The organism is Thioalkalivibrio versutus, assembly GCF_001999325.1.
GTDB classification, from domain to species: domain Bacteria; phylum Pseudomonadota; class Gammaproteobacteria; order Ectothiorhodospirales; family Ectothiorhodospiraceae; genus Thioalkalivibrio; species Thioalkalivibrio versutus.
The window spans coordinates 49,879-70,116 of the sequence record NZ_MVAR01000023.1; the positions used below are offsets into that span (position 1 = coordinate 49,879).

Sequence of the window (20,238 nt, forward strand, 5' to 3'; positions counted from 1 at the left end):
CGGGACGGGAGACGCATGAAGCACATCATCATCCTCGGGGCCGGGCAGGTCGGGCAGTCGCTGGCGGAGGCGCTGAGCGCCGACGGGATCGACATTACGGTGGTCGATTACCGCGCCGAGATGCTGGCGGAGCTGGAGGATCGTTTCGACATCAAGACCGTGCACGGCTTTGCCGCGCACCCCTCGGTGCTGGAGGCAGCCGGTGCGCAGGACGCGTCCATGCTGATCGCGGTCACCAACTCGGACGAGACCAACATGGTCGCCTGCCAGGTGGCCTCCACGCTGTTCAATATCGAGACCAAGATCGCCCGGGTGCGGGCCCGCGACTACCACGAGACCCCGGCGCTGTTCGCCCAGGACGCGATGCCGGTGGACATGCTGATCTCGCCCGAGGCCATCGTGACCAGCCACATCCAGCGCCTGATCGAGCACCCCGGTTCGCTCCAGGTGCTGGAATTCGCCGAGGGCCGAGTTTCGCTGGTGGGGGTGCGCGCCTACTACGGGGGCCCGCTGGTCGGGCACGAGCTGAAGAATCTGCAAAACGACATGCCGGGCATCCAGACCCGGGTGGCCGCGATCTTCCGCAAGGATCGCTCGATCCAGCCGGATGGTTCCACGGTGATCGAGGCCGATGACGAGGTGTTCTTCGTCGCGGCGAAGAAGAACATCCGCGCGGTGACCTCGGAGCTGCGCAAGCTGGAAAAGCCCTACAAGCGAATCATGGTGGCCGGTGGCGGCAACATCGGCGAGCGCCTGGCCGAGACGCTCAGCAAGCGCTACCGGGTCAAGGTGATCGAACGCGATTCCGAACGTGCCGATCATCTGGCGCGGACGCTACCCAGCAATGTCCTGGTGCTGCACGGGGACAGCTCGGATGACCGCTTCCTCGAATCCATCAACGTCGAGCACAGCGACGTGTTCTGCGCGGTCACCAACGACGACCAGGCGAACATCTTCGCCGGGATGCTGGCCAAGCGCTGGGGCGTGCGCAAGGTGATGTCGCTGATCAATCGGCCGAGTTACGTGGACCTGCTGCAAAGCGGGACCATCGATGTCGCGATCTCGCCACAGCAGGCGACCATCGGTGCGCTGCTGGCGCGGGTGCGCGAGGGCGGAACCGCCACCGTGCATGCCCTGCGCCGCGGTGCGGCCGAGGCGATCGAGACCGTGGTCAACGGCGATGCCCGGACGTCGCAGGTGGTCAGCCGCCGGATCGACGAGATCGACTTTCCCGAGGGCACTCGCGTCGGAGCGGTGGTGCGGGGCGAGGAGGTCATCATCCCCCATCGCGACACGGTCATCGAGGCCGGCGACCACGTGATTCTGTTCGTGACCGATCGGCGCAAGGTGAAGCAGGTGCAGCGCCTGTTCCAGCCCACGGCGCTGTTCTTCTAGGCGGAGCGCGCGGATGCTCCATCTCGCCTCCACGGCCCGGCTGCTGGGTGTCCTGCTGACGCTGTTCAGTCTGGCGATGCTGCCGCCGGCGGCCATCGGCTTTCTGTACGGGGAGTCCACCGCGTATGTGTTCCTGCAGGCCTTCGCCCTCCTGTTGCTGATGGGCGGTCTGCTGTGGGCGCCGCTGTACCGCATGCGCCAGGACCTGCAGGCGCGCGACGGCTTCATCCTGGTGGTGCTGTTCTGGCTGGGACTGGGGATCGCCGGGGCGACACCGCTGTACCTCGATCCGAACCTGCACGTGTCCTTCACCGATGCCGCCTTCGAGTCGATGTCCGGGCTGACCACGACCGGCGCCACGGTGCTGACCGGGCTGGATGATCTGCCGCGGGCGCTGCTGTGGTATCGCCAGCAGCTGCAGTGGATGGGCGGTATGGGGATCATCGTGCTGGCGGTGGCCATCCTGCCGCTTCTGGGCGTGGGCGGCATGCAGCTGTTCAAGGCCGAGACCCCGGGGCCGATCCGCGACAACAAGCTGACGCCGCGTATCGCCGAGACCGCGCGCAACCTCTGGTACATCTACCTGGGCCTGACCGTGGCCTGCGCGCTGGCCTACTGGGCCGCCGGCATGGATGCCTTCGATGCGGTCGCACATGCCTTCTCGACCATCGCGATCGGCGGCTTCTCGACCTATGACGCCAGCATCGGCCACTTCGACAGTGCCCTGATCGAGAGCGTTGCCATCGTCTTCATGATCATCGCGGGGATGAACTTCGCCCTGCACTTCCTGGTGATCCATCGCGCCACCGTTGCCCCCTATCGTCACGACGAGGAACTGCGGACCTACCTGCTGCTGCTGGCCGTGGCCAGCGTGATCGTGGTGACCTTCATGCTCTGGACCGGCTTCGTCGGTGACCCTGCGGAGGCTCTGCGCAAGGGCATCTTCCACGTGGTGTCCATTGCGACCACGACGGGCTATGCCACCGACAGCTTCTACCTGTGGCCAGGCTTTCTGCCAGTGCTGCTGATCTTCCTCTCGTTCATCGGGGCCAGTACCGGTTCCACCGGCGGCGGCATGAAGGTCATCCGCGTGCTGCTGCTGGTGAAGCAGGGGCTGCGCGAGATCAAGCGTCTGATCCACCCGCACGCGCGGATCGCCGTGAAGGTCAACGGGAAGGAGGCCCCGGATCGCGTCGTGCAGGCGGTGTGGGGCTTCCTGGCGGCCTACGTGATGGTGTTCGTTGTGATGATGCTGTTGCTGATGGTGACCGGTCTGGATCAGGTCACCTCGTTCTCGGCAGTGGCCGCTTCGCTGAACAACCTGGGTCCCGGTCTGGGCGAGGTGGGCGCGAACTATGCCTCCATCAACGACTTCAGCAAGTGGGTCCTGGTGGTTGCGATGCTGATGGGGCGCCTGGAAATCTTTACCGTGCTGGTGCTTCTGTCGCCCGCCTTCTGGCGGCGTTAGCCTGACTGTACGTATCGGCACGCGCCGAGGGAGGTACCCCATGAGCGACATGATCGAACGCTTCCAGAATATGCTCGATGGCGGTCAGGATTCCGCCATGCTGCGTTTCTCGCTGGGCAATGCCCTGGCGACCGATGGCCAGCTGGAGGCCGCAGTGCCCCATCTGCAGCGGGCGCTGGATCTGGACGGCGGTTATTCCGCGGCCTGGAAGCTGCTGGCGAAGACGCTGGTGGAGCTGGAGCGCCCCGAGTCGGCCCTGTCCACCTGCGAGCGCGGTATCCGCGTGGCCACCGAGAAGGGTGATCTGCAGGCCGCGAAGGAGATGGAGGTCTACGCCAAGCGCGCCCGCAAGCAGCAGGCCGCCACGGACGGGCCCGGCGACGGTACCGGGGGCGCATGAGCGCTGTCGACGACGAAACCGGGCGGCGCGAGGACGCTGGTGCCTACCAGGCCCCGCTGACCGCCGCGCACTTCGCCCCGCGTTACTGGGGCAGCTGGCTGTTGCTGGGCCTGGCCTGGGTGCTGCAGGAGTTGCCGCGCCCGGCCGTGCGCGGTCTCGCCGGCGGGCTGGGCCGGCTGATTCGCCGGCTGGCCGGGCGCAGTCGGGCGGTGGTCGAGCGCAACCTGGAGCTGTGCTTCCCGGCGATGAGCGCCGCGGAGCGCGCCCAGCGCCTGGAGGCCTATTACCGCTACCAGGCGCAGACGGCGCTGGACTACGGGTTGCTGTGGTTCGGCAAGCCCGGCCAGCACGCCGCCCGCATTCGCATCGAGGGTCTGGAGCACTACGAGCGCCTGCGCTCCGGCGGGACGCCAGTGATCATCCTGGCGCCGCATTCCCTGGGGCTGGATTACGGCGGTGTGCGCATGAGTCAGATGTTCGACGGCGTGTCCTTCGCCAAGCCGATGAAGAACCCGGTGCTGGAGTGGATCAACCACCGCAGCCGCACGCGCTATTCCGGCGATATCTTCGCCCGCGACCAGGGCCTGCGCCCGGCCATTCGCCAGCTCAAGCGCGGTCGCTTCTTCTATTACCTGCCGGACGAGGACCTAGGCGCCGAGGGCGCGGTATTCGTGGATTTCTTCGGTGTGCAGAAGGCCACGCTGACCGCGCTGGCGCGTCTGGCGCGCATGTCGAAGGCGGCGGTCCTGCCCAGCTTCGCCTGGTATGACGCGGCGGCGGACCAGTACGTGATGCGCCTGTGGCCGCCCCTGGAAGACTATCCCTCGGGGGATGATGCCGTCGATGCGCGGCAGATGAACGCCGCCATCGAGCGTGGCATCGAGCAGGCCCCGGCGCAGTACCTGTGGTCCATGCGCCTGTTCCGCACCCGGCCCGAGGGCGAGCCGCGCCTGTACCCCGCGCGCGAGCGCTGATCCCGCCCTCATGCCCGAGGGCGACACGATCCACAAGCTGGCCGCCGCGTTGCGGCCGGTACTGGAGGGCGCAACGCTGACTGCGGTAGCGACCCGCACCCGGCGCGGCGATCCGTTGCTCGAGCATGGCGCGATGACCGCCGGGACCGTGCAGGCCCGGGGCAAGCACTTGTTGCTGGATCTTGCAGCTGCGGATGGCCGGCCGTGGCAGTTGCGCACCCACCTGGGCATGTACGGGACCTGGCATCAGTACGCCCCGGGTGTCGCCTGGCACAAGCCGGCCTCCAGTGCCTGGGCCGTCCTCAGCCTCCCGGAGCGGGTGCTGGTCTGTTTTCATCCTCGCGAGCTGCAGTGGCGCCCGCGCACGGCGGGGGCGGCGGATGTCCCGCGTCTGGATGCCCGTGTCGGCCCTGATCTGCTGGACCCGGCGATCGACCTGGATGCCGTGGTCATACGGGTGCGGACCGTCGCGGACCCGGCGCGCCCGATCCTGGATGTGCTGCTGGATCAGTCGCTGGCGGCGGGCATCGGAAACATCTACAAGTCAGAGGTGCTGTTCCTGCAAGGCTGTCACCCGCTGTGGCCTCTCGGGCAGGTGTCGCAGCGGGTGCTGGCGGGGCTGTACCGCGATGCCGAGCGGTTGCTGCGGCGCAACCTGAAGCCGGGTCCGCGCATCACCCGCGAGCGCGCGGAGGAGGGAGCGTTCCTGAACGTCTATGGCCGCCGTGGCGAGCCCTGCCGGCAGTGCGGCGCACCGGTCGAATCTGCCCTGCTGGGCGAACACGGCCGCTCGACGTACTGGTGCCCTGTCTGCCAGCCGAGGGAACCCGCCGCCTGAACGCAGGTACCAATGGACATCGGACCGAACAAGGAGCGAACCATGAGCAAGCGCAAACATATCCTGGGACGTGCAACGGTGGTTCCCATGACCGTGAGCCTTCTGGTGGCATGCACCGGGTCCTCCGGGGTCTCGGCCGAGGGCCTGGAGGGCGGGCAGCAGGATCTGCAGGTCAGCGTGCTGCACGAGGAACTGAATCACCCCTGGGCCATCGCCTTCCTGCCCGACGGCGGTGCACTGATCAGCGAACGCCCGGGCACCCTGCGCTGGTTCGAGGACGCCGAGTCCTTCGACGGGCGGGGCGCGCTGGTCCCGGGGTTGCCGGACGACCTGCAGGCGCGCAACCAGGGCGGGCTGCTGGATCTTGCGCTGCACCCCAATTTCGCCGACAACCGCTGGCTGTACTTCACCTACTCGGCGAGCGTGGAGAGCGGACTGACGACCCGCCTGGCGCGTGGGCGCTTCCAGGATGGCGAGCTGCAGGACGTGGAGACATTGTTCACCGCCGAGCCGGGTGTCAGCGGCGGCCGCCACTTCGGCAGCCGCATCGTGTTTGACCAGGCCGGGTACGTGTACATCAGCGTGGGTGACCGCGGCGATCGCGATCATGCGCAGGACACCTCCACCCATATCGGCAGCATCATCCGGCTGCATGACGATGGTTCGGTGCCGGATGACAACCCGTTGGTGGATGAACCCGACGCCCGCCCGGAGATCTGGGCCTGGGGTGTGCGCAACCCGCAGGGCATGGTGATGGACCCCGAGACCGGCACCTTCTGGCAGAACGAGCATGGCCCGCGCGGGGGTGACGAGGTCAACATCATCGAACCTGGCCTGAACTACGGCTGGCCGGTCATTACCCACGGCGAGGAATACCGTGGCGGCCAGGTGGGCGAGGGTCTGACCGAGAAGGAGGGGATGGAGTCACCGCTGCATCACTGGACGCCTTCCATTGCCCCGTCCGGCATGGCGATCCTGCGCGATCCGGCCTTTGCCGACTGGGATGGTGACCTGCTGGTCGGCGGACTGGCGCACCAGACGCTGCGCCGCCTGACCTTCGACGGGCGCGACCTGGTCAATGAGTCCGAGGTGCTGCCGGATCTGGATCGCCGTGTGCGCGACGTGCGCGTGCACGAGGGCGCAATCTACGTACTTACCGACCACAACCCGGGGGAGCTGATCCGGCTCACCCCGGCTGACTGATGGAGTCGCCGATGTTCGCATTTTCCGAGCCGCGCATGCCTGCGCCCGAGCAGGCCTTGCCCGGGCGCGAGGAGCCGATGCCGGTGCCCGGGCGCCACATGGTGCTGGGAACCCCGTTGGCACCGCCGTACCCCGAGGGCATGCAGGTGATCCAGTTCGGCATGGGCTGCTTCTGGGGCGCCGAGCGCCTGTTCTGGCAGCTGGACGGGGTGTACTCCACCAGCGTCGGTTACGGTGGGGGCTATACCCCGAATCCGACCTATCGCGAGGTATGCAGCGGCCAGACCGGGCACACCGAGCTGGTGCGTGTGGTATTCGATCCGCGGCGAGTCGACCTGGATGCGCTGTTCCGCACCTTCTGGGAAGGCCACGACCCGACCCAGGGCATGCGCCAGGGCAACGACGTCGGTACCCAGTACCGCTCCGCGATCTACACCACCGATGCGGACCAGCTGGCGGCCGCCGAGACCAGCCGCCAACGCTTCCAGGCCGCGCTGGACAAGGCACGGGGCGGAACGATCACCACCGAGATCGGCGAAGGGCCGGCGTTCTATTTCGCCGAAGAGGATCACCAGCAATACCTGGCCAAGGTCCCCCACGGCTACTGCGGCCTCGGCGGCCTCTCCGTGCCGTACCCGGCCTGAGCGCCTGCCCTTCTTCGTGTCTTCTTGGTGAATCGGGTTTTAGCCGTTGTTGGCGGCGGCCTGAACGAGGGCGTGGAACAGACGCTGGTGGCGGCGCTTCTGGGGCAGGTATTCCGGGTGCCACTGCACGCCGATGCACCAGCCGCGGTCGGCTTCGATCGCCTGTACCACGCCGCTGCTCTCGCGGCCGGCGACCCTTAGCCCGCGACCCAGGCCATCCACCGCCTGATTGTGCAGGGCGTTCACGTGCAGCGTGGCGTCGCCCAGGATGTCGGCCAGGTGGCTGCGCGGCTCCAGCTGGACCGGCTTGACCGGCAACAGGCTGCGGGCCTGCGGTGTTTCCACGTAGAACTCGGCCAGGTCGCGCTGCAGCGTGCCGCCGCGCACCACGTTGACCAGCTGCATGCCGCGGCAGATGCCGAGGATCGGGCGGTGATCGTCCAGCGCGCGGTGGATCAGGGCCTTCTCCAGGCGGTCGCGGTCGACGTCCAGTACCCCGCCGTGCGACTGGAACAGCCGGCGCAGCAGCCACAGGGCCGGGTAGAAGAGATAGCCGATCAGCCGTTGCGAGAGGCGGCGCTCCGCCTGGCGGATGGCCGCCGCATCCGGCCCGTCGGGCAGGGTCTCGCCGTAGAGCTCGGGGTCGACATCCGCCCCGCCGCCCACGATCAGTCCGTCGAACGGGCAACGGCCGCGCGGCTTTCCCGGGCGCAACCGCAAAGGGCGGCCTCCCGCGCGCCACACCGCCAGGGCGGTGAACAGCCAGGCCGGACCCCCGCCCTGGTCCGGCCCGGTGATCGCGATCACCGGGCGACGGGCTTGGGGCGTGACCCGGCTGGTTGCATTGGGAGCCGAGTCAGAACCAGTCACGGAGGCGCTGGCTCCAGTCGTCGGCCCAGCGGCCGAGGGCCTGGCCGGGGCGGTCCAGGTATTCCCGCGACAGGCGCTCCAGGCGTTCCGGATCCGCCGCCAGGCGTTCCACCTCGACCCAGCCATTGAACGGTCGCGCCAGGCTCCAGTCCGGGTCGTCGATCTCGCAGTTCGGCAGGCGGTAATGGAAGGCCGGGCGCGGTTTGATCAAGTCGTGTTCCACCGGTGCGGCGTTGACCCGTTCCGGGTCCAAGTGGGCAAACAAGGGCAACAGGTCCAGTGGTCGGTTGCGCGTCGGGCTGTGTGCCAGGTAGGCATCGATCAGGCCGGCCTGATCGGGTTGGAAGTCCGGGTCCAGCATGTGGCGTACAAAGGGCCCGGGAAATGCCCGAATGTAGGGCGACAGTCGCCGTGCCAGGTCGATTGCGCCGGCCGCGGTGAGGGCCTCGGCCATCAGCAGGAAGCTGCGCAGGATCGCCAGCAGCCACTCGGCATCGGTGCGGTGGATCTCGATATTGATCTGCAACCCGAAGGCGTAGAGAAACGAGCGTTCGGTGCCCTGGGCGCCGGCCTCTTGCAGGGCCGCGCGTACCCGGTCCAGGCGGGGCAGGTCGGCCACCGGGATCGGCGGGGCCACGATTTCATGCGGCACCAGGCGGCCGGCGGCGTCGGCCAGCCAGCGATCCAGCGCCGCCTTGTCGGAGTCGTCCAGCGAGATGCCGAGGCGCGCGAGATGCTCGCGGTAGGCCCGGTCCTTCAGCACCCGGGCGTCCAGTTCCAGCTGGAAGTCGCCGACGTCGGTATCGCGCACGCGGGCGACGAACGCACTGTCCGGTTCGATCTGCCCTCCGAATTCGGCCTTTACTGCTTCGGCCATAATCTCCAGCGAGACCCCGGCCATCTCGATCTCTACCCCGATGCGGCGCGGTTCGCCCTCGGGGGTGTCGGGCCACGGGAGGTCGTGGAAGGGCTCGCTCATGCGTGTCTCGAAGCCGTGCAAGGAGAGCTCCATGATAACGGCTCGGTGTACCTCGTGCGGCCCGGGCAGTAGGATAGGCGCCGACCTACAGGAGCCCGCCGAGCCCATGGATCGAATCTATCTGCGCGACCTCGAAATCGATGCCGTTGTTGGTGTCTACGACTGGGAACAGCGGATCCAGCGCCGCCTGCGATTCGACATCGAACTGGCGGCGGATACCCGCATCGCCGCCTATTCCGGCGAGATCGGCGATACCGTCGATTACGAGGCGGTGGCCAACGCGGTGCGCGCCATCGTCACGCGCGAGCCGCACGCGCTGCTGGAATCCCTGGCCGAAGAGATCGCCGAGGCCCTGATGGCCCAGTTCGGCACCCCCTGGGTGCGCATCAAACTGGGCAAGCCCGGGGCCGTTCCCGGTGTACGCGAGGTCGGCATCGAGATCGAGCGCGGCACCCTCGCGACGTCCGACTAGCCCCTCTTCTCCTACGGGCCCTTCCGGCCCGCTTTCCTGTCTCTTGTTCCGCGTCTGGCCCGTGCGGGGACCGGACCGTGTTCACACTTTTCGTTGATCGCACGCTTTTGGTGCGTGTGCACTTTTAGTGCGCACCATCCAGAGGCAAAACCTCGTGGTTCGGCCGCAACACGTGTTGTGAAAAGCCGATTTTGCTCCCTTTTGGTACTTGGCACAGCCCGTGCAAGGACCGGGTGTCGACTACGCGACACTCGATTGACCAATCTGGGAGATGACCAATATGAAGAAGTTCACCCGTTCCGCGCTGGCCGCTGCTGTCCTCACCGTAGGCTCCACCGGTGGCGTCGCGTTTACCTCCACCGCCGCCGCGGAGCTGTCCGTGAACATTGGTGCGGTGTCCAACTACTACTTCAGGGGCTTTTCCGAAAGCGATGACGGTGCGGCCATTCAGGGCGGCATTGATTACGAGCATGCCTCCGGGTTTTACGCCGGAACCTGGCTGTCGAACGTCGATTTTGGTGATGACACCAGCTACGAACTCGATCTCTATGCCGGATTCGCCGACGAGTTCGCCAGCGGGTTCGGATACGACGTTGGCTACATCTACTATGCCTACCCCGATGCCCGTGATGACACCGGCTCCCTGAGCGCCGACTTTGGCGAGATCTACGGGGAAGTCAGCTTTGATACTGGCACCGTCGGTCTCTACGGCGGTATGGCCTATGTTGTTCACGACAGTGATGACTCGGCCTTGCAGGATGACGACATGTACTTCTACGCCGGTCTGGATATCCCGTTCATGGATGTCTACAGCGCCGGGTTCCTCGTGGGTCGTACCCGCTTCGACGATTCCGATGCCGAAAACTACACCCATTACACCGCCAGCCTGGCGCGCGACGCCGGGGACTGGGGCGAGTTCAGCCTTAACCTCGAGTATGTCGACGAATCCGACGAGGACCTGGGCGCCTGGGTGGGCTGGTCCAAGACGTTCTGAAGCCGGCTATTACCTCTTAATGAAAAGGCGGGTCCGTGGATCAGCGGACCCGCCCACAGGAGTCTGACATGAAGATGATTACCGCCGTGATCAAGCCGTTCAAGCTTGATGATGTTCGCGAGGCGATCTCGGAGATCGGCGTGCAGGGCATGACCATGACCGAAGTGAAGGGTTTTGGTCGCCAGCGCGGTCATACCGAGTTGTATCGCGGTGCCGAGTATGTAGTCGATTTTCTGCCCAAGGTGAAGCTTGAAGTGGCCGTTGACGAAAACCTGGTCGACCAGGTCGTCGAGGCCATTTCAAAGTCCGCCAGCACGGGCAAGATCGGCGACGGCAAGATCTTTATTACGCCGGTGGAGCAGGTCGTGCGTATTCGCACGGGCGAAACCGGACCGGAAGCGCTTTAAACCTTTGCCTTCCAGCGAATGAGGAATTTCAATCATGGAAATTGAACAGCAAGTTGTCGAACTCGCCTATGCGATGGACACCTTTTACTTTTTGGTGGCCGGTGCACTGGTGATGTGGATGGCCGCGGGCTTTACCATGCTCGAGGCCGGTATGGTGCGCACCAAGAGTGTGGCCGAAATCGCAACCAAGAATATCGCCCTGTATTCGATCGCCAGCATCATGTACATGCTGATCGGCTACAACATCATGTACAGCGATGGTCTCAGCTCCATTATCCCGGGGCTGGGCTTCCTGATCAGCGGCGACAACGCAGTCGCGGACGTGCTGGGTAGCGGTGGCGACATCTACTACTCCGATCGTGCCGACTTTTTCTTCCAGGTCGTGTTCGTGGCCACCGCGATGTCCATCGTCTCGGGTGCCGTGGCCGAGCGCATGAAACTGTGGGCCTTCCTGGCCTTTGCGGTCGTGCTGACGGGCTTCATCTACCCGATCCAGGGCTTCTGGAGCTGGGGTGGCGGTATCCTCGACCAGATCGGCTACCTGGACTACGCCGGTTCCGGCATCGTCCACTTCACGGGTGCCGCTGCGGCGCTGGCCGGTGTGTTGCTCCTCGGGGCGCGCAAGGGCAAGTACGGCGCGGATGGCAAGATCAACGCCATTCCGGGTTCCAACATGCCGCTGGCCACGCTGGGTGTGCTGATCCTGTGGCTGGGTTGGTTCGGCTTTAATGGCGGGTCCGAGCTGAAGGTGTCGGACATCGAGTCCGCCAATGCCGTGGCCGCCGTGTTCGCCAACACCAACCTGGCCGCGGCCGGGGGTGTGGTTGCCGCGCTGATCACCACCCGTCTGATCTTCGGCAAGGCCGACCTGACCATGGCACTGAACGGAGCGGTTGCGGGGCTGGTGTCCATCACTGCCGAGCCGCTGATGCCCAGCCCGGTCCTGGCGATGATCATCGGTGCCGTGGGTGGTGTGATCGTGGTGTTCTCGATCGTCGCCCTCGACAAGCTGAAGATCGACGACCCGGTTGGTGCGATCTCCGCGCACGGTACCGCCGGTATCTGGGGTGTGATGGCGGTCCTGCTGTCCAACCCGGATGCGACCTTCTTCGGGCAGATCGTGGGCCTGCTCGCCATCTTCGTTTTCGTCTTCGTGGCCAGCCTGATCGTCTGGGCGATCCTCAAGGCGGTGATGGGCATCCGCCTGAGCGAAGAGGACGAGGCCATGGGCGCCGATATCGCCGAGTGCGGTCTCGAGGCCTACCCGGAGTTCACCGGGAAGCAATAAAGCTTCGTTAACCTGAAACCGGGGTCGGGCCGTAACCCGGCTCGATCCCGATACATCGTCTCCTCCGACGCCGACAAGACAGTCTCCCAGGACTTGGATGTTGGCCTTTGGGCGCCCCTTTATCGGGCGCCCTTTTTTTTGTTCGATACACCCTGTGGGAGCGGGCTTGCCCGCGAAGCCCCCGCCCGCGGCGGTTCTTGCGACTGATGCCCGCGGGCTACTAACACCCCGGCCGGCTCTCTTCCCAGCAAGCAGGGTCTCCCGGTCCGGCCATTCATCCCCGTACCCCGGCTTCGGTTACGATCCCGCTTTTGCCGCACCGGAACCCTGTCGCATGGATCGCCTGCTGGACGTCCGACAACTGAAAACAGCCCAGCTGGGCCCGCTGGACCTGGCGGTTCAGCCGGGCGAACTGGTGCAGGTCACCGGCGCCTCGGGTGCCGGCAAGTCCCTGCTGTTGCGCGCCCTGGCGGATCTCGACCCCAGCACGGGGGAGGTGATGCTGAACGGCGAGGCGCGCGACGCCATGCTGCCGGTCCAGTGGCGCCGGCGCGTGGCCTATGTGTCGGCCGAGACCGCCTGGTGGGGCGAGCGCGTGGACGAACACCTGCCGGCCGATTTCTCTCGCGAGGCGGCCCTGCACCTGCTGAAACAGGTCGCGTTGCCGGAGGCCTCGCTGGGGTGGGAGGTCGAGCGTCTCTCCAGCGGCGAGAAACAGCGCCTGGGTCTGGTGCGCGCGCTGCTGAACCGGCCCCGTGTCCTGCTGCTGGACGAGCCCACCGCCAACCTGGACCTGGAGAACACCAAGCGCATCGAGCGCGCGGTGCGGGCGTACTTGGCCGAAGAAGAGGCGGCGGCACTATGGGTCAGTCATGACACGCTGCAGCGCCAGCGTCTGGGCGGGCGCATCCTGACCATCCGCGATGGCCAGTTGGAGGCAAACGCATGGACCTGATCTCGCTTTCCGCGCTGGATCTGACGCTGGCGGCGCTGCTGGTTGTCGCCCTGGCTGGTCTGACCATCTGGGCGCGCATGGGGCTGGGGCGCAGCCTGCTGATCGCCGGGGCGCGCACCGTGATCCAGCTGCTGCTGATCGGCCTGGTGTTGCAGACGCTGTTCGACCACGCGCACCTGGGCTGGGTGGCACTGATGGCGCTGGTCATGGTGTCGATCGCGGGCTACGAGGTGATGGCGCGTCAGCAGCGCCGTTTTGCCGGGCTGTGGGGCTACGGGATCGGTGCGGTCACCATGTTCGTTTCGGCCTTTGCCGTCACCGTGCTTGCGCTGACCACGATGGTGGGACCCTCGCCCTGGTGGGAGCCGCAGTACGCCATCCCGCTGCTGGGGATGCTGCTGGGCAACACCATGACCGGCATCGCGCTGGGGCTGGACCGCCTGACCCAGACGGTCTGGCGCGAGCGCCGCACCATCGAGGCCCGCCTGGCGCTGGGCTCGGGCTGGAGCGAGGCCGTCGCCACCATGCGCCGCGAGGCCGCCCGCTCCGGCCTGATGCCGACCATCAATGCCATGGCCGCGGCCGGTATCGTCAGCCTGCCGGGCATGATGACGGGCCAGATCCTCGCCGGTGCCCCGCCGGTGGAGGCGGTCAAGTACCAGATCCTGATCATGTTCCTGATCACTGCCGGCACCGGCTTCGGCACCCTCGGCGCGGTCTGGTTCGCCTCCCGCCGCCTGTTCGACACCCGCGAACGCCTGCGCCTCGACCGCCTCAAGCCGGGCCGCCACACGTAGCCATATCCGCCCGAACGGTGCATTTCGCATTCGCTCAATGCGCCCTGCGGCGCGCGGCCGAGCCCTCGTAGGATGCGCTGAGCGCAGCGAACCGCATCACATGGCGTGTGTTTCGCGACCCCCTGCGCGTGCAGACCCTACGAGCCGCGTTTCAAATCTCGGTAGAAGTTTTCGTGTGTGCCGAGCAGTAGCAGGAGGCGGGTGGTGGGGTCGTACTCGTAGGCGAGCAGCATCAGTTGCTCGCGCGACTTGAACTTGTAGACCATGACTCCGGCCAGATCGCCTTTCTTGCTGGTGCCGATCTCGGGGTTGCGGACGATCTCGGCAACCGCTTCGTCCACGTCGGCCTTCTGGGCGGGATGGAGGCGCTTGTAGGCGCGCCGGAAGCGGATGCTTTGCAGCACCTCCACGTCCGCGGCCATTAGTCGGGTTTGCCCTCGGGTGTGAACGGGGTCGCGAGTTCCCGCCCCTCGGCGCGAGCGATCAGCAGTTCACAGACGAAGTCGATGGGCAGGTCGGGGTTGTCCATGGCGGTGCGCCCCACTTCGGCCCAGAACTCGATCTGACCGGCGATGGTCCGGTGCTCGGCCTTGGCGTGGGCCCGGGCCTGCTGATACAGCGTCTCATCAATGCGGACGGGCAAACTCATGGCGTGCCTCCTCTACTACAAATGTAGTCAGATTAGCGCGGCCCTGCATGGTTCGCAATGACGGGGCCAGCAAGCACCGTCATTGCGAGGAGCGCAGCGACGTGGCGATCTCCGTGGGCGCCCCAGCGCCGGCCCGGGCAAACGTCGGGGTTGCGTCGGGAGGTTACTCGCTGCGCTCGCCCTTCGGGCCGGCCTGCGGCCGTTCAACGCGCTTCGCGCTTTTGTGCCGCGGCCCCTGCGGGGCCTCGCAATGACGGGTTTGGGTCGCGCCAGGGGCCTGCCCGGGATCAGGCGAACAGCTTGCGGCGGAAGAACTCGGGCGTGGCCCCGGCGGCGCGGTGGATGGCGGCGTTGTAGTAGTGGGTGACAAACGCCGCCTCCTCGGCGGCTTCCTCGCGCAGGAAGGACACCGGGGCGTCCTTCGCCGCGATGGTGCAGGTCCACCAGCCGGAGGGGTAGGTGGGTTGTGGGAAGTGCATCGTCAATGCATCGATGAAGCCGGCCGCGCGCAGGCTGTCGTGCATCGGGCGGATGATGCTCTCGGTATGCAACAGCGGCGATTCGCTTTGCTGTACCAGCAGGCCATCCGGGCCCAGGGCCTTCACGCAGTCCTTGTAGAAGGCGGTGGAGAACAGGCCTTCGGCCGGGCCCACCGGATCGGTGGAGTCGACGATGATCACGTCGACGGAGCCGGGTGTGGCGTCCTGCAGGTACTGCACGCCGTCGTCGAACAGGAGCTCGGCGCGCGGGTCGTCGTTGGCGTCGCACAGCTCCGGGAAGTACTGCTCGGCCAAGCGGGTGACGCGCTCGTCGATATCTACCTGCACGGCCTTTTGCACCTCGTCGTGCTTGAGCACTTCGCGCAGGGTGCCGCAGTCGCCGCCGCCAATAATGACCACGTTCTTCGGGGCGCTGTGCGAGTAGAGCACCGGGTGCGACATCATCTCGTGGTAGATGAAGTTGTCGCGCCCGGTGAGCATCACGCAGCCGTCGATCACCATCAGGTTGCCGAAGGCCTCGGTCTCGTAGATCTCGATCTTCTGGTACGGGGTCTGTTCTTCGTGCAGCTTCTGCTTGATGCGCAGGGACAGCGCCATGTTTTCGTGCGGTTCGCTGAACCAGTTGTTGTCGAGTGCCATTGGGCGGCTCCCCTTGCGGATGCGGTGGACGGTATGATGCGCCGCTATGATAGTGCCCTGTATCCTGCGGGCAACTCTGAACCTCCCCGTCACTGCGAGGAGCGAAGCGACGCGGCAATCGCTTTCCATGTCCACCGGAACGCCGAGGGCGAGCAGCGCAACCAAACGCACGGCCCTCGTTCAGGAGATTACTCGCTACGCTCGCCCTTCGGGCCGGCCGGCGGCCGTTCAACGCAGCTTCGCTGCTTTTGTGCTTCGTCGCCTGCGGCTCCTCGCAATGACGGGCGAGATGTCTTCGTAGATCCCAAGGAATCGCCATGACCGTCACGCCCTGGAATCTGGATGAGGCCCGCGCCACCTACGGGATCGACCACTGGAATGGTGGCTTTTTCGATCTGAACGACGCTGGCCATGTGGTGATGCGGCGACCGGATTGGCCGGATCACCCGGGTGTCGATCTGCATGAGCTGGCCGGGCGGCTGCGCGAGGAGCATATCGGGCCGCCGGTGCTGGTGCGTTTCCAGGACGTGCTGGACGGGCGTGTGCGCCGCCTGGCGCGGGCCTTCGATGCGGCCGCACGCGAGCTGGACTACCAGGGCGCGTTCACGGCGATCTATCCGATCAAGGTGAACCAGCAGCGCAGCGTGGTGGATCAGATCCTGGCGGCGGGCGACACGCCGGATGCCGATGGCTTTACCCCACGGGTGGGGCTGGAGGCGGGCAGCAAGCCGGAACTGATGGCTGTGCTGGCACAGTCGCGCCCGGGCGCCGCGATCATCTGCAACGGCTACAAGGACCGCGAATACGTGCGCCTGGCGCTGATCGGGCGCCAGCTCGGGCATCGCGTGTACATCGTGATCGAGAAGCCCTCGGAGCTGGAGGAGGTCATCCGCCAGGCCGAGCACATGGATATCGCACCCCTGCTGGGGCTGCGCGTGCGCCTGTCGTCGATTGGCAAGGGCAAGTGGCAGAACACCGGTGGCGAGAAGGCCAAGTTCGGTCTGTCCGCGGCGGATGTGCTGGGCATCCTCGAGCGCCTGCGCGGCCTCGGCTGGCTGGATCGGCTGCAGCTGCTGCACTTCCACATGGGCTCGCAGATCGCGAACATCCGCGATATCCAGAACGGCATGGGCGAGGCGGCCAGCTACTTCGCCGCGCTGACCGAAGCGGGTGCCGCGCTTCAGGTGGTGGATGTCGGCGGCGGCCTGGGTATCGACTACGAGGGGTCGCGCTCGCGCAACGAATGCTCCATCAACTACTCGGTGGAGGAGTACGCGCTGAACATCCTGCGCCCGCTCAAGCGCATCTGCGAGGAGCATGATCTCGCCATGCCCGAGGTGTTCAGCGAGTCGGGACGGGCGCTGACCGCGCATCACGCGGTGTTGATCACCAACGTGATCGACTGCGAGCCAGCCCCGGGGGATGGTGCTATACCGCCGGCGCCGGACGACGAGCTGCCCGAGATCGCCGCGATGCGCGCGCTGCTGGACGAGCGCGACCGCCCGGCCTCGGAGATCTATCACGACGCCGCCTTCGGCCTGTCCGACCTGCAGGCGCGTTTCGCCCGCGGGATGCTTTCGCTGGCGGACCGGGCGCGCGCCGAGGCGATCTATTTCGCCCTGTGTCAGCGGCTGCTGGCACAGCCGGATGCGCTGCCGGCCGAGATCCATGCGGAGCTGACGGACAAGCTGGCGGACAAGGTTTTCTGCAATTTCTCCGTGTTCCAGTCGATCCCGGATACCTGGGCGATCAACCAGATCTTCCCCATCATGCCGCTGCACCGCCTGGACGAGGCCCCGACCCGCCGCGCCGTGCTGCAGGATCTGACCTGTGACTCCGACGGCCACATCGAGCACTACGTGGAGCGCGAGGGTACGCACACCACCCTGGCGCTGCACCCGTGGAAAACGGGCGAGGCCTACTATCTCGGCATCTTCCTGGTCGGGGCCTACCAGGAGATCCTCGGCGACCTGCACAACCTGTTCGGCGACACCGACACGGTGAACGTGGAGCTGACCGAGCAGGGTGGCTACCGCCTGCTGAACCCCGAGCGCGGCGACACCGTGGACGAGTTGCTCTCCTACGTGCACTTCGCCCCGGACGACCTGCGCCGCGCCTTCCGCGCCAAGATCGATGCCATCGGCCTGCGCGGCGAGGCCGCCGGGCGCCTGCTGGCGGAACTGGAACACGGCCTGACCGGCTACACCTATCTCGAGGACTGAACCCATGCAGTGTTACGTCTATCGCGCGACCAAGCGCGCCGATACCTATGTGTATCTCCCGGAGAAGGATGATTTCTCCGAACTCCCCGAGGGCGTGGTTCGGGCGCTCGGTCGCCTGGAGTTCGCTCTGGAATTCGAGCTGACCCCGGAACGCACCCTGGCCCAGGAAGACCCGCAGAAGGTCCTCGCCAACCTCGATGAGCAGGGCTTCCACCTCCAGTTCCCGCCTCCGGAAGAAGACCGCTAGCCCTGACCTAGCCGCTTGGGCCCTTGCCGTCGACCTGGGGGGGGGGGCTCTCCGTCACCCCGGATCGTTGCATATCGTCGTCACCCTGCCGCTGGCGCCCTCTTCGGCGTCCTGGGCACCGGCCTCTCCCCCGTCATCCCGGACACCGCGCAGCGGTGATCCGGGATCTTGTGCGCCGTGGTCTGGCCAGGCCTTGGGGGTATCCGGCGTGGGAGATTCCGGCTCTTCGCTGCGCTGCGGCCGGGATGACGAGGTCGCTCGGCATTGTCGGGGCGCGAACTGCGCCGCGCTTTGGCCGGGATGACGGGCGCAAGCGTGCGGAGCCTGCGCTGAAAACGTGGAAGTCTCAGCGCGCCAACGCATAACTCTGTATAGTGTCGGCCCTTTTGCCAGTATCTAGAGTTTGCATTCCATGACCGAGAAGCTTCGCAATATCGCCATCATCGCCCACGTTGATCATGGCAAGACCACGCTGGTCGACCAGCTCCTGCGCCAGTCCGGCACCCTCGACAAGCGTGGCGATCACGGCGAGCGGATCATGGACTCCAACGCCATCGAGAAGGAACGCGGGATCACCATTCTCGCCAAGAACACTTCCATCGAATGGAAGGACTACCGCATCAACATCGTCGACACCCCCGGACACGCCGACTTCGGTGGCGAGGTCGAGCGTGTGCTGTCGATGGTCGACTCGGTGCTGCTGCTGGTGGACGCGGTGGATGGCCCGATGCCGCAGACCCGCTTTGTCACCCAGAAGGCCTTCGCCATGGGCTTCAAGCCGATCGTGGTGATCAACAAGGTGGACCGCCCCGGCGCGCGCCCCGACTGGGCCGTGGATCAGGTCTTCGACCTGTTCGATCGCCTGGGCGCGACCGACGAGCAGCTGGACTTCCCGATCGTGTTCGCCTCCGCGCTGAACGGCTTTGCCGGCATGGATTCCAGCGTTACCGAAGGCGACATGACCTGCCTGCTGGAGACCATCGTCGAGCATGTGTCCCCGCCGAACGTCGATGCGGAAGGCCCGTTCCAGATGCAGGTCTCCTCGCTGGACTACAACAGCTACCAGGGCCTGATCGGCATCGGCCGCGTGAAGCGCGGGCACATCAAGCCGAACAGCCCGGTGAAAGTGGTGGACCGCGAAGGCGGCGTGCGCAATGGCCGCATGCTGCAGATCATGGGCTTCCACGGCCTGGAGCGCGTGGAGGTCGAAGAGGCCCGCGCCGGCGACATCATTACCTTTACCGGGATGGACAAGCTGTTCATCTCCGACACCCTGTGTGATCCGAACCACGTCGAGGCGATGGAACCGCTCACCGTCGACGAGCCGACCGTGAGCATGACCTTCCAGGTCAACTCCTCGCCGTTCGCCGGGCGCGAAGGCAAGTACGTCACCTCGCGCGTGCTGCGCGATCGCCTGCAGGAAGAGCTCAAGCACAACGTCGCGCTGCGCGTCGAAGAGGGCGAGGACCCGGACAAGTTCAAGGTCTCCGGCCGCGGCGAGCTGCATCTCGGCATCCTGATCGAGAACATGCGTCGCGAGGGCTACGAGCTCTCCGTTGCGCGCCCCGAGGTGGTCATCAAGGAAGTCGACGGCGTGCGGCAGGAGCCCTACGAAGCCGTCACCGTGGACATCGAGGAGCAGCACCAGGGCACGATCATGGAGAAGCTCGGCGAACGCCGCGGCGACATGACCAACATGGTCCCCGACGGCAAGGGCCGCGTGCGCCTGGACTTCATCATCCCGTCGCGCGGGTTGATCGGCTTCCAGACCGAGTTCATGACCGCGACCTCCGGCACCGGCATCCTGCACCACATCTTTGATCACTACGGCCCGTACCAGCCCGGTTCGGTCGCCTCGCGCCAGAACGGCGTGCTGATCGCCAACGCCACCGGCAAGGCGCTGGGCTTTGCCCTGTTTAACCTGCAGGATCGCGGCAAGATGTTCATCGGCCCCGGCGAAGAGGTCTACGAGGGCATGGTCATCGGGCTGCACTCGCGCGAGAACGACCTGGTCGTGAACGCGCTCAAGGCCAAGCAGCTCACCAACGTCCGCGCGTCCGGCACTGACGAGAACATCCAGCTCACCCCGCCGATCCGCATGACGCTGGAGCAGGCCATCGAGTTCATCGACGAAGATGAGCTGGTCGAGGTCACCCCGGAGAGCCTCCGCATCCGCAAGAAGTTCCTGGTGGAGCACGAGCGCAAGAAGGCCTCCCGCGCCTCGGCGTAACCGCTAGCGCCAACGCCCCTCCAGGGGCCAAGGGAAAGAAAAGCGCCCGGTCGGTTCAGCCGCCGGG

At 66.2% G+C, this 20,238-nt stretch carries 21 protein-coding genes; 16 read left to right on the plus strand and 5 right to left on the minus strand.

Annotated elements, in window-relative coordinates:
* Positions 1–15: 15 nt before the first annotated feature.
* Genes trkA through msrA form a run of 7 tightly spaced genes read left to right on the plus strand, consistent with a single transcriptional unit; the run spans position 16 to position 6,922 of the window.
* The gene (trkA, locus tag B0684_RS08855; protein WP_018144642.1) at positions 16–1,395 is read left to right on the plus strand and encodes a Trk system potassium transporter TrkA; all 1,380 of its coding nucleotides are present in this window, start codon (positions 16–18) and stop codon (positions 1,393–1,395) included.
* A gap of 13 nt (positions 1,396–1,408) precedes the next feature.
* On the plus strand, positions 1,409–2,863 hold the full coding sequence (locus tag B0684_RS08860; protein WP_018650576.1) for a TrkH family potassium uptake protein: 1,455 nt from the start codon (positions 1,409–1,411) through the stop codon (positions 2,861–2,863).
* 40 nt (positions 2,864–2,903) lie between these two features.
* Positions 2,904–3,263, plus strand: a complete 360-nt coding sequence (locus B0684_RS08865) for a tetratricopeptide repeat protein (protein ID WP_018650575.1) — start codon at positions 2,904–2,906, stop codon at positions 3,261–3,263.
* A complete protein-coding gene (locus B0684_RS08870) occupies positions 3,260–4,237 on the plus strand; it encodes an LpxL/LpxP family acyltransferase (RefSeq protein WP_018650574.1) in 978 nt (325 codons plus the stop codon). The genes B0684_RS08865 and B0684_RS08870 overlap by 4 nt, the downstream gene beginning before the upstream one ends.
* Before the next feature lie 10 nt (positions 4,238–4,247).
* Positions 4,248–5,075, plus strand: a complete 828-nt coding sequence (locus B0684_RS08875; RefSeq protein WP_018650573.1) for a DNA-formamidopyrimidine glycosylase family protein — start codon at positions 4,248–4,250, stop codon at positions 5,073–5,075.
* Between the two features lie 42 nt (positions 5,076–5,117).
* A complete protein-coding gene (locus tag B0684_RS08880; RefSeq protein WP_026313099.1) occupies positions 5,118–6,278 on the plus strand; it encodes a PQQ-dependent sugar dehydrogenase in 1,161 nt (386 codons plus the stop codon).
* Between the two features lie 11 nt (positions 6,279–6,289).
* Positions 6,290–6,922 (plus strand): peptide-methionine (S)-S-oxide reductase MsrA, encoded by a 633-nt coding sequence (gene msrA / locus B0684_RS08885; RefSeq protein ID WP_018650571.1) that lies wholly within the window; start codon positions 6,290–6,292, stop codon positions 6,920–6,922.
* A gap of 39 nt (positions 6,923–6,961) precedes the next feature.
* Here the strand turns inward: msrA and B0684_RS08890 are convergent, their stop codons facing one another.
* Complete coding sequence (locus B0684_RS08890) at positions 6,962–7,729, minus strand: gamma-glutamyl-gamma-aminobutyrate hydrolase family protein (RefSeq protein WP_018650570.1); 768 nt, start codon at positions 7,727–7,729, stop codon at positions 6,962–6,964.
* Positions 7,730–7,778: 49 nt separating this feature from the next.
* Positions 7,779–8,804 (minus strand): amidoligase family protein, encoded by a 1,026-nt coding sequence (locus B0684_RS08895; protein WP_018650569.1) that lies wholly within the window; start codon positions 8,802–8,804, stop codon positions 7,779–7,781.
* A 73-nt stretch (positions 8,805–8,877) separates the two neighbouring features.
* Here B0684_RS08895 and folB point away from each other — a divergent pair, with 73 nt between their 5' ends.
* The 6 genes from folB (at position 8,878) to B0684_RS08925 (ending at position 13,684) form a co-directional block, all read left to right on the plus strand.
* On the plus strand, positions 8,878–9,243 hold the full coding sequence (folB, locus tag B0684_RS08900; protein WP_018144633.1) for a dihydroneopterin aldolase: 366 nt from the start codon (positions 8,878–8,880) through the stop codon (positions 9,241–9,243).
* Positions 9,244–9,523: 280 nt separating this feature from the next.
* The gene (locus B0684_RS08905; RefSeq protein ID WP_018144632.1) at positions 9,524–10,237 is read left to right on the plus strand and encodes a TorF family putative porin; all 714 of its coding nucleotides are present in this window, start codon (positions 9,524–9,526) and stop codon (positions 10,235–10,237) included.
* 68 nt (positions 10,238–10,305) lie between these two features.
* On the plus strand, positions 10,306–10,644 hold the full coding sequence (locus B0684_RS08910; RefSeq protein ID WP_012981610.1) for a P-II family nitrogen regulator: 339 nt from the start codon (positions 10,306–10,308) through the stop codon (positions 10,642–10,644).
* Positions 10,645–10,678: 34 nt separating this feature from the next.
* Positions 10,679–11,932, plus strand: a complete 1,254-nt coding sequence (locus tag B0684_RS08915) for an ammonium transporter (RefSeq protein WP_018144631.1) — start codon at positions 10,679–10,681, stop codon at positions 11,930–11,932.
* A 334-nt stretch (positions 11,933–12,266) separates the two neighbouring features.
* Positions 12,267–12,887: an ABC transporter ATP-binding protein gene (locus B0684_RS08920; RefSeq protein WP_018650568.1), complete on the plus strand. Its 621-nt coding sequence runs from the start codon at positions 12,267–12,269 to the stop codon at positions 12,885–12,887.
* Positions 12,878–13,684, plus strand: a complete 807-nt coding sequence (locus tag B0684_RS08925; RefSeq protein ID WP_018168345.1) for an ABC transporter permease — start codon at positions 12,878–12,880, stop codon at positions 13,682–13,684. The genes B0684_RS08920 and B0684_RS08925 overlap by 10 nt, the downstream gene beginning before the upstream one ends.
* 137 nt (positions 13,685–13,821) lie before the next feature.
* Here the strand turns inward: B0684_RS08925 and B0684_RS08930 are convergent, their stop codons facing one another.
* The 3 genes from B0684_RS08930 to speE all read right to left on the minus strand — a co-directional run bounded on the left by B0684_RS08930 (position 13,822) and on the right by speE (position 15,472).
* Entirely contained in the window at positions 13,822–14,106 is a 285-nt protein-coding gene (locus B0684_RS08930; protein ID WP_018650567.1) for a type II toxin-antitoxin system RelE/ParE family toxin, read from the minus strand.
* The gene (locus tag B0684_RS08935; RefSeq protein ID WP_018650566.1) at positions 14,106–14,333 is read right to left on the minus strand and encodes a ParD-like family protein; all 228 of its coding nucleotides are present in this window, start codon (positions 14,331–14,333) and stop codon (positions 14,106–14,108) included. Before B0684_RS08935 ends, B0684_RS08930 begins: the two co-directional genes overlap by 1 nt.
* 287 nt (positions 14,334–14,620) lie before the next feature.
* Positions 14,621–15,472, minus strand: coding sequence for a polyamine aminopropyltransferase (speE, locus tag B0684_RS08940; RefSeq protein WP_018650565.1), 852 nt, complete (start codon positions 15,470–15,472; stop codon positions 14,621–14,623).
* A 317-nt stretch (positions 15,473–15,789) separates the two neighbouring features.
* Between speE and speA the strand changes: the two genes are divergently transcribed.
* The 3 genes from speA to typA all read left to right on the plus strand — a co-directional run bounded on the left by speA (position 15,790) and on the right by typA (position 20,171).
* Positions 15,790–17,694: a biosynthetic arginine decarboxylase gene (speA, locus tag B0684_RS08945; protein WP_018650564.1), complete on the plus strand. Its 1,905-nt coding sequence runs from the start codon at positions 15,790–15,792 to the stop codon at positions 17,692–17,694.
* Between the two features lie 4 nt (positions 17,695–17,698).
* Complete coding sequence (locus B0684_RS08950; protein WP_018144623.1) at positions 17,699–17,941, plus strand: YcgL domain-containing protein; 243 nt, start codon at positions 17,699–17,701, stop codon at positions 17,939–17,941.
* 412 nt (positions 17,942–18,353) lie between these two features.
* Positions 18,354–20,171, plus strand: a complete 1,818-nt coding sequence (gene typA, locus B0684_RS08955) for a translational GTPase TypA (protein WP_018650563.1) — start codon at positions 18,354–18,356, stop codon at positions 20,169–20,171.
* The last annotated feature ends 67 nt before the right edge of the window (positions 20,172–20,238 follow it).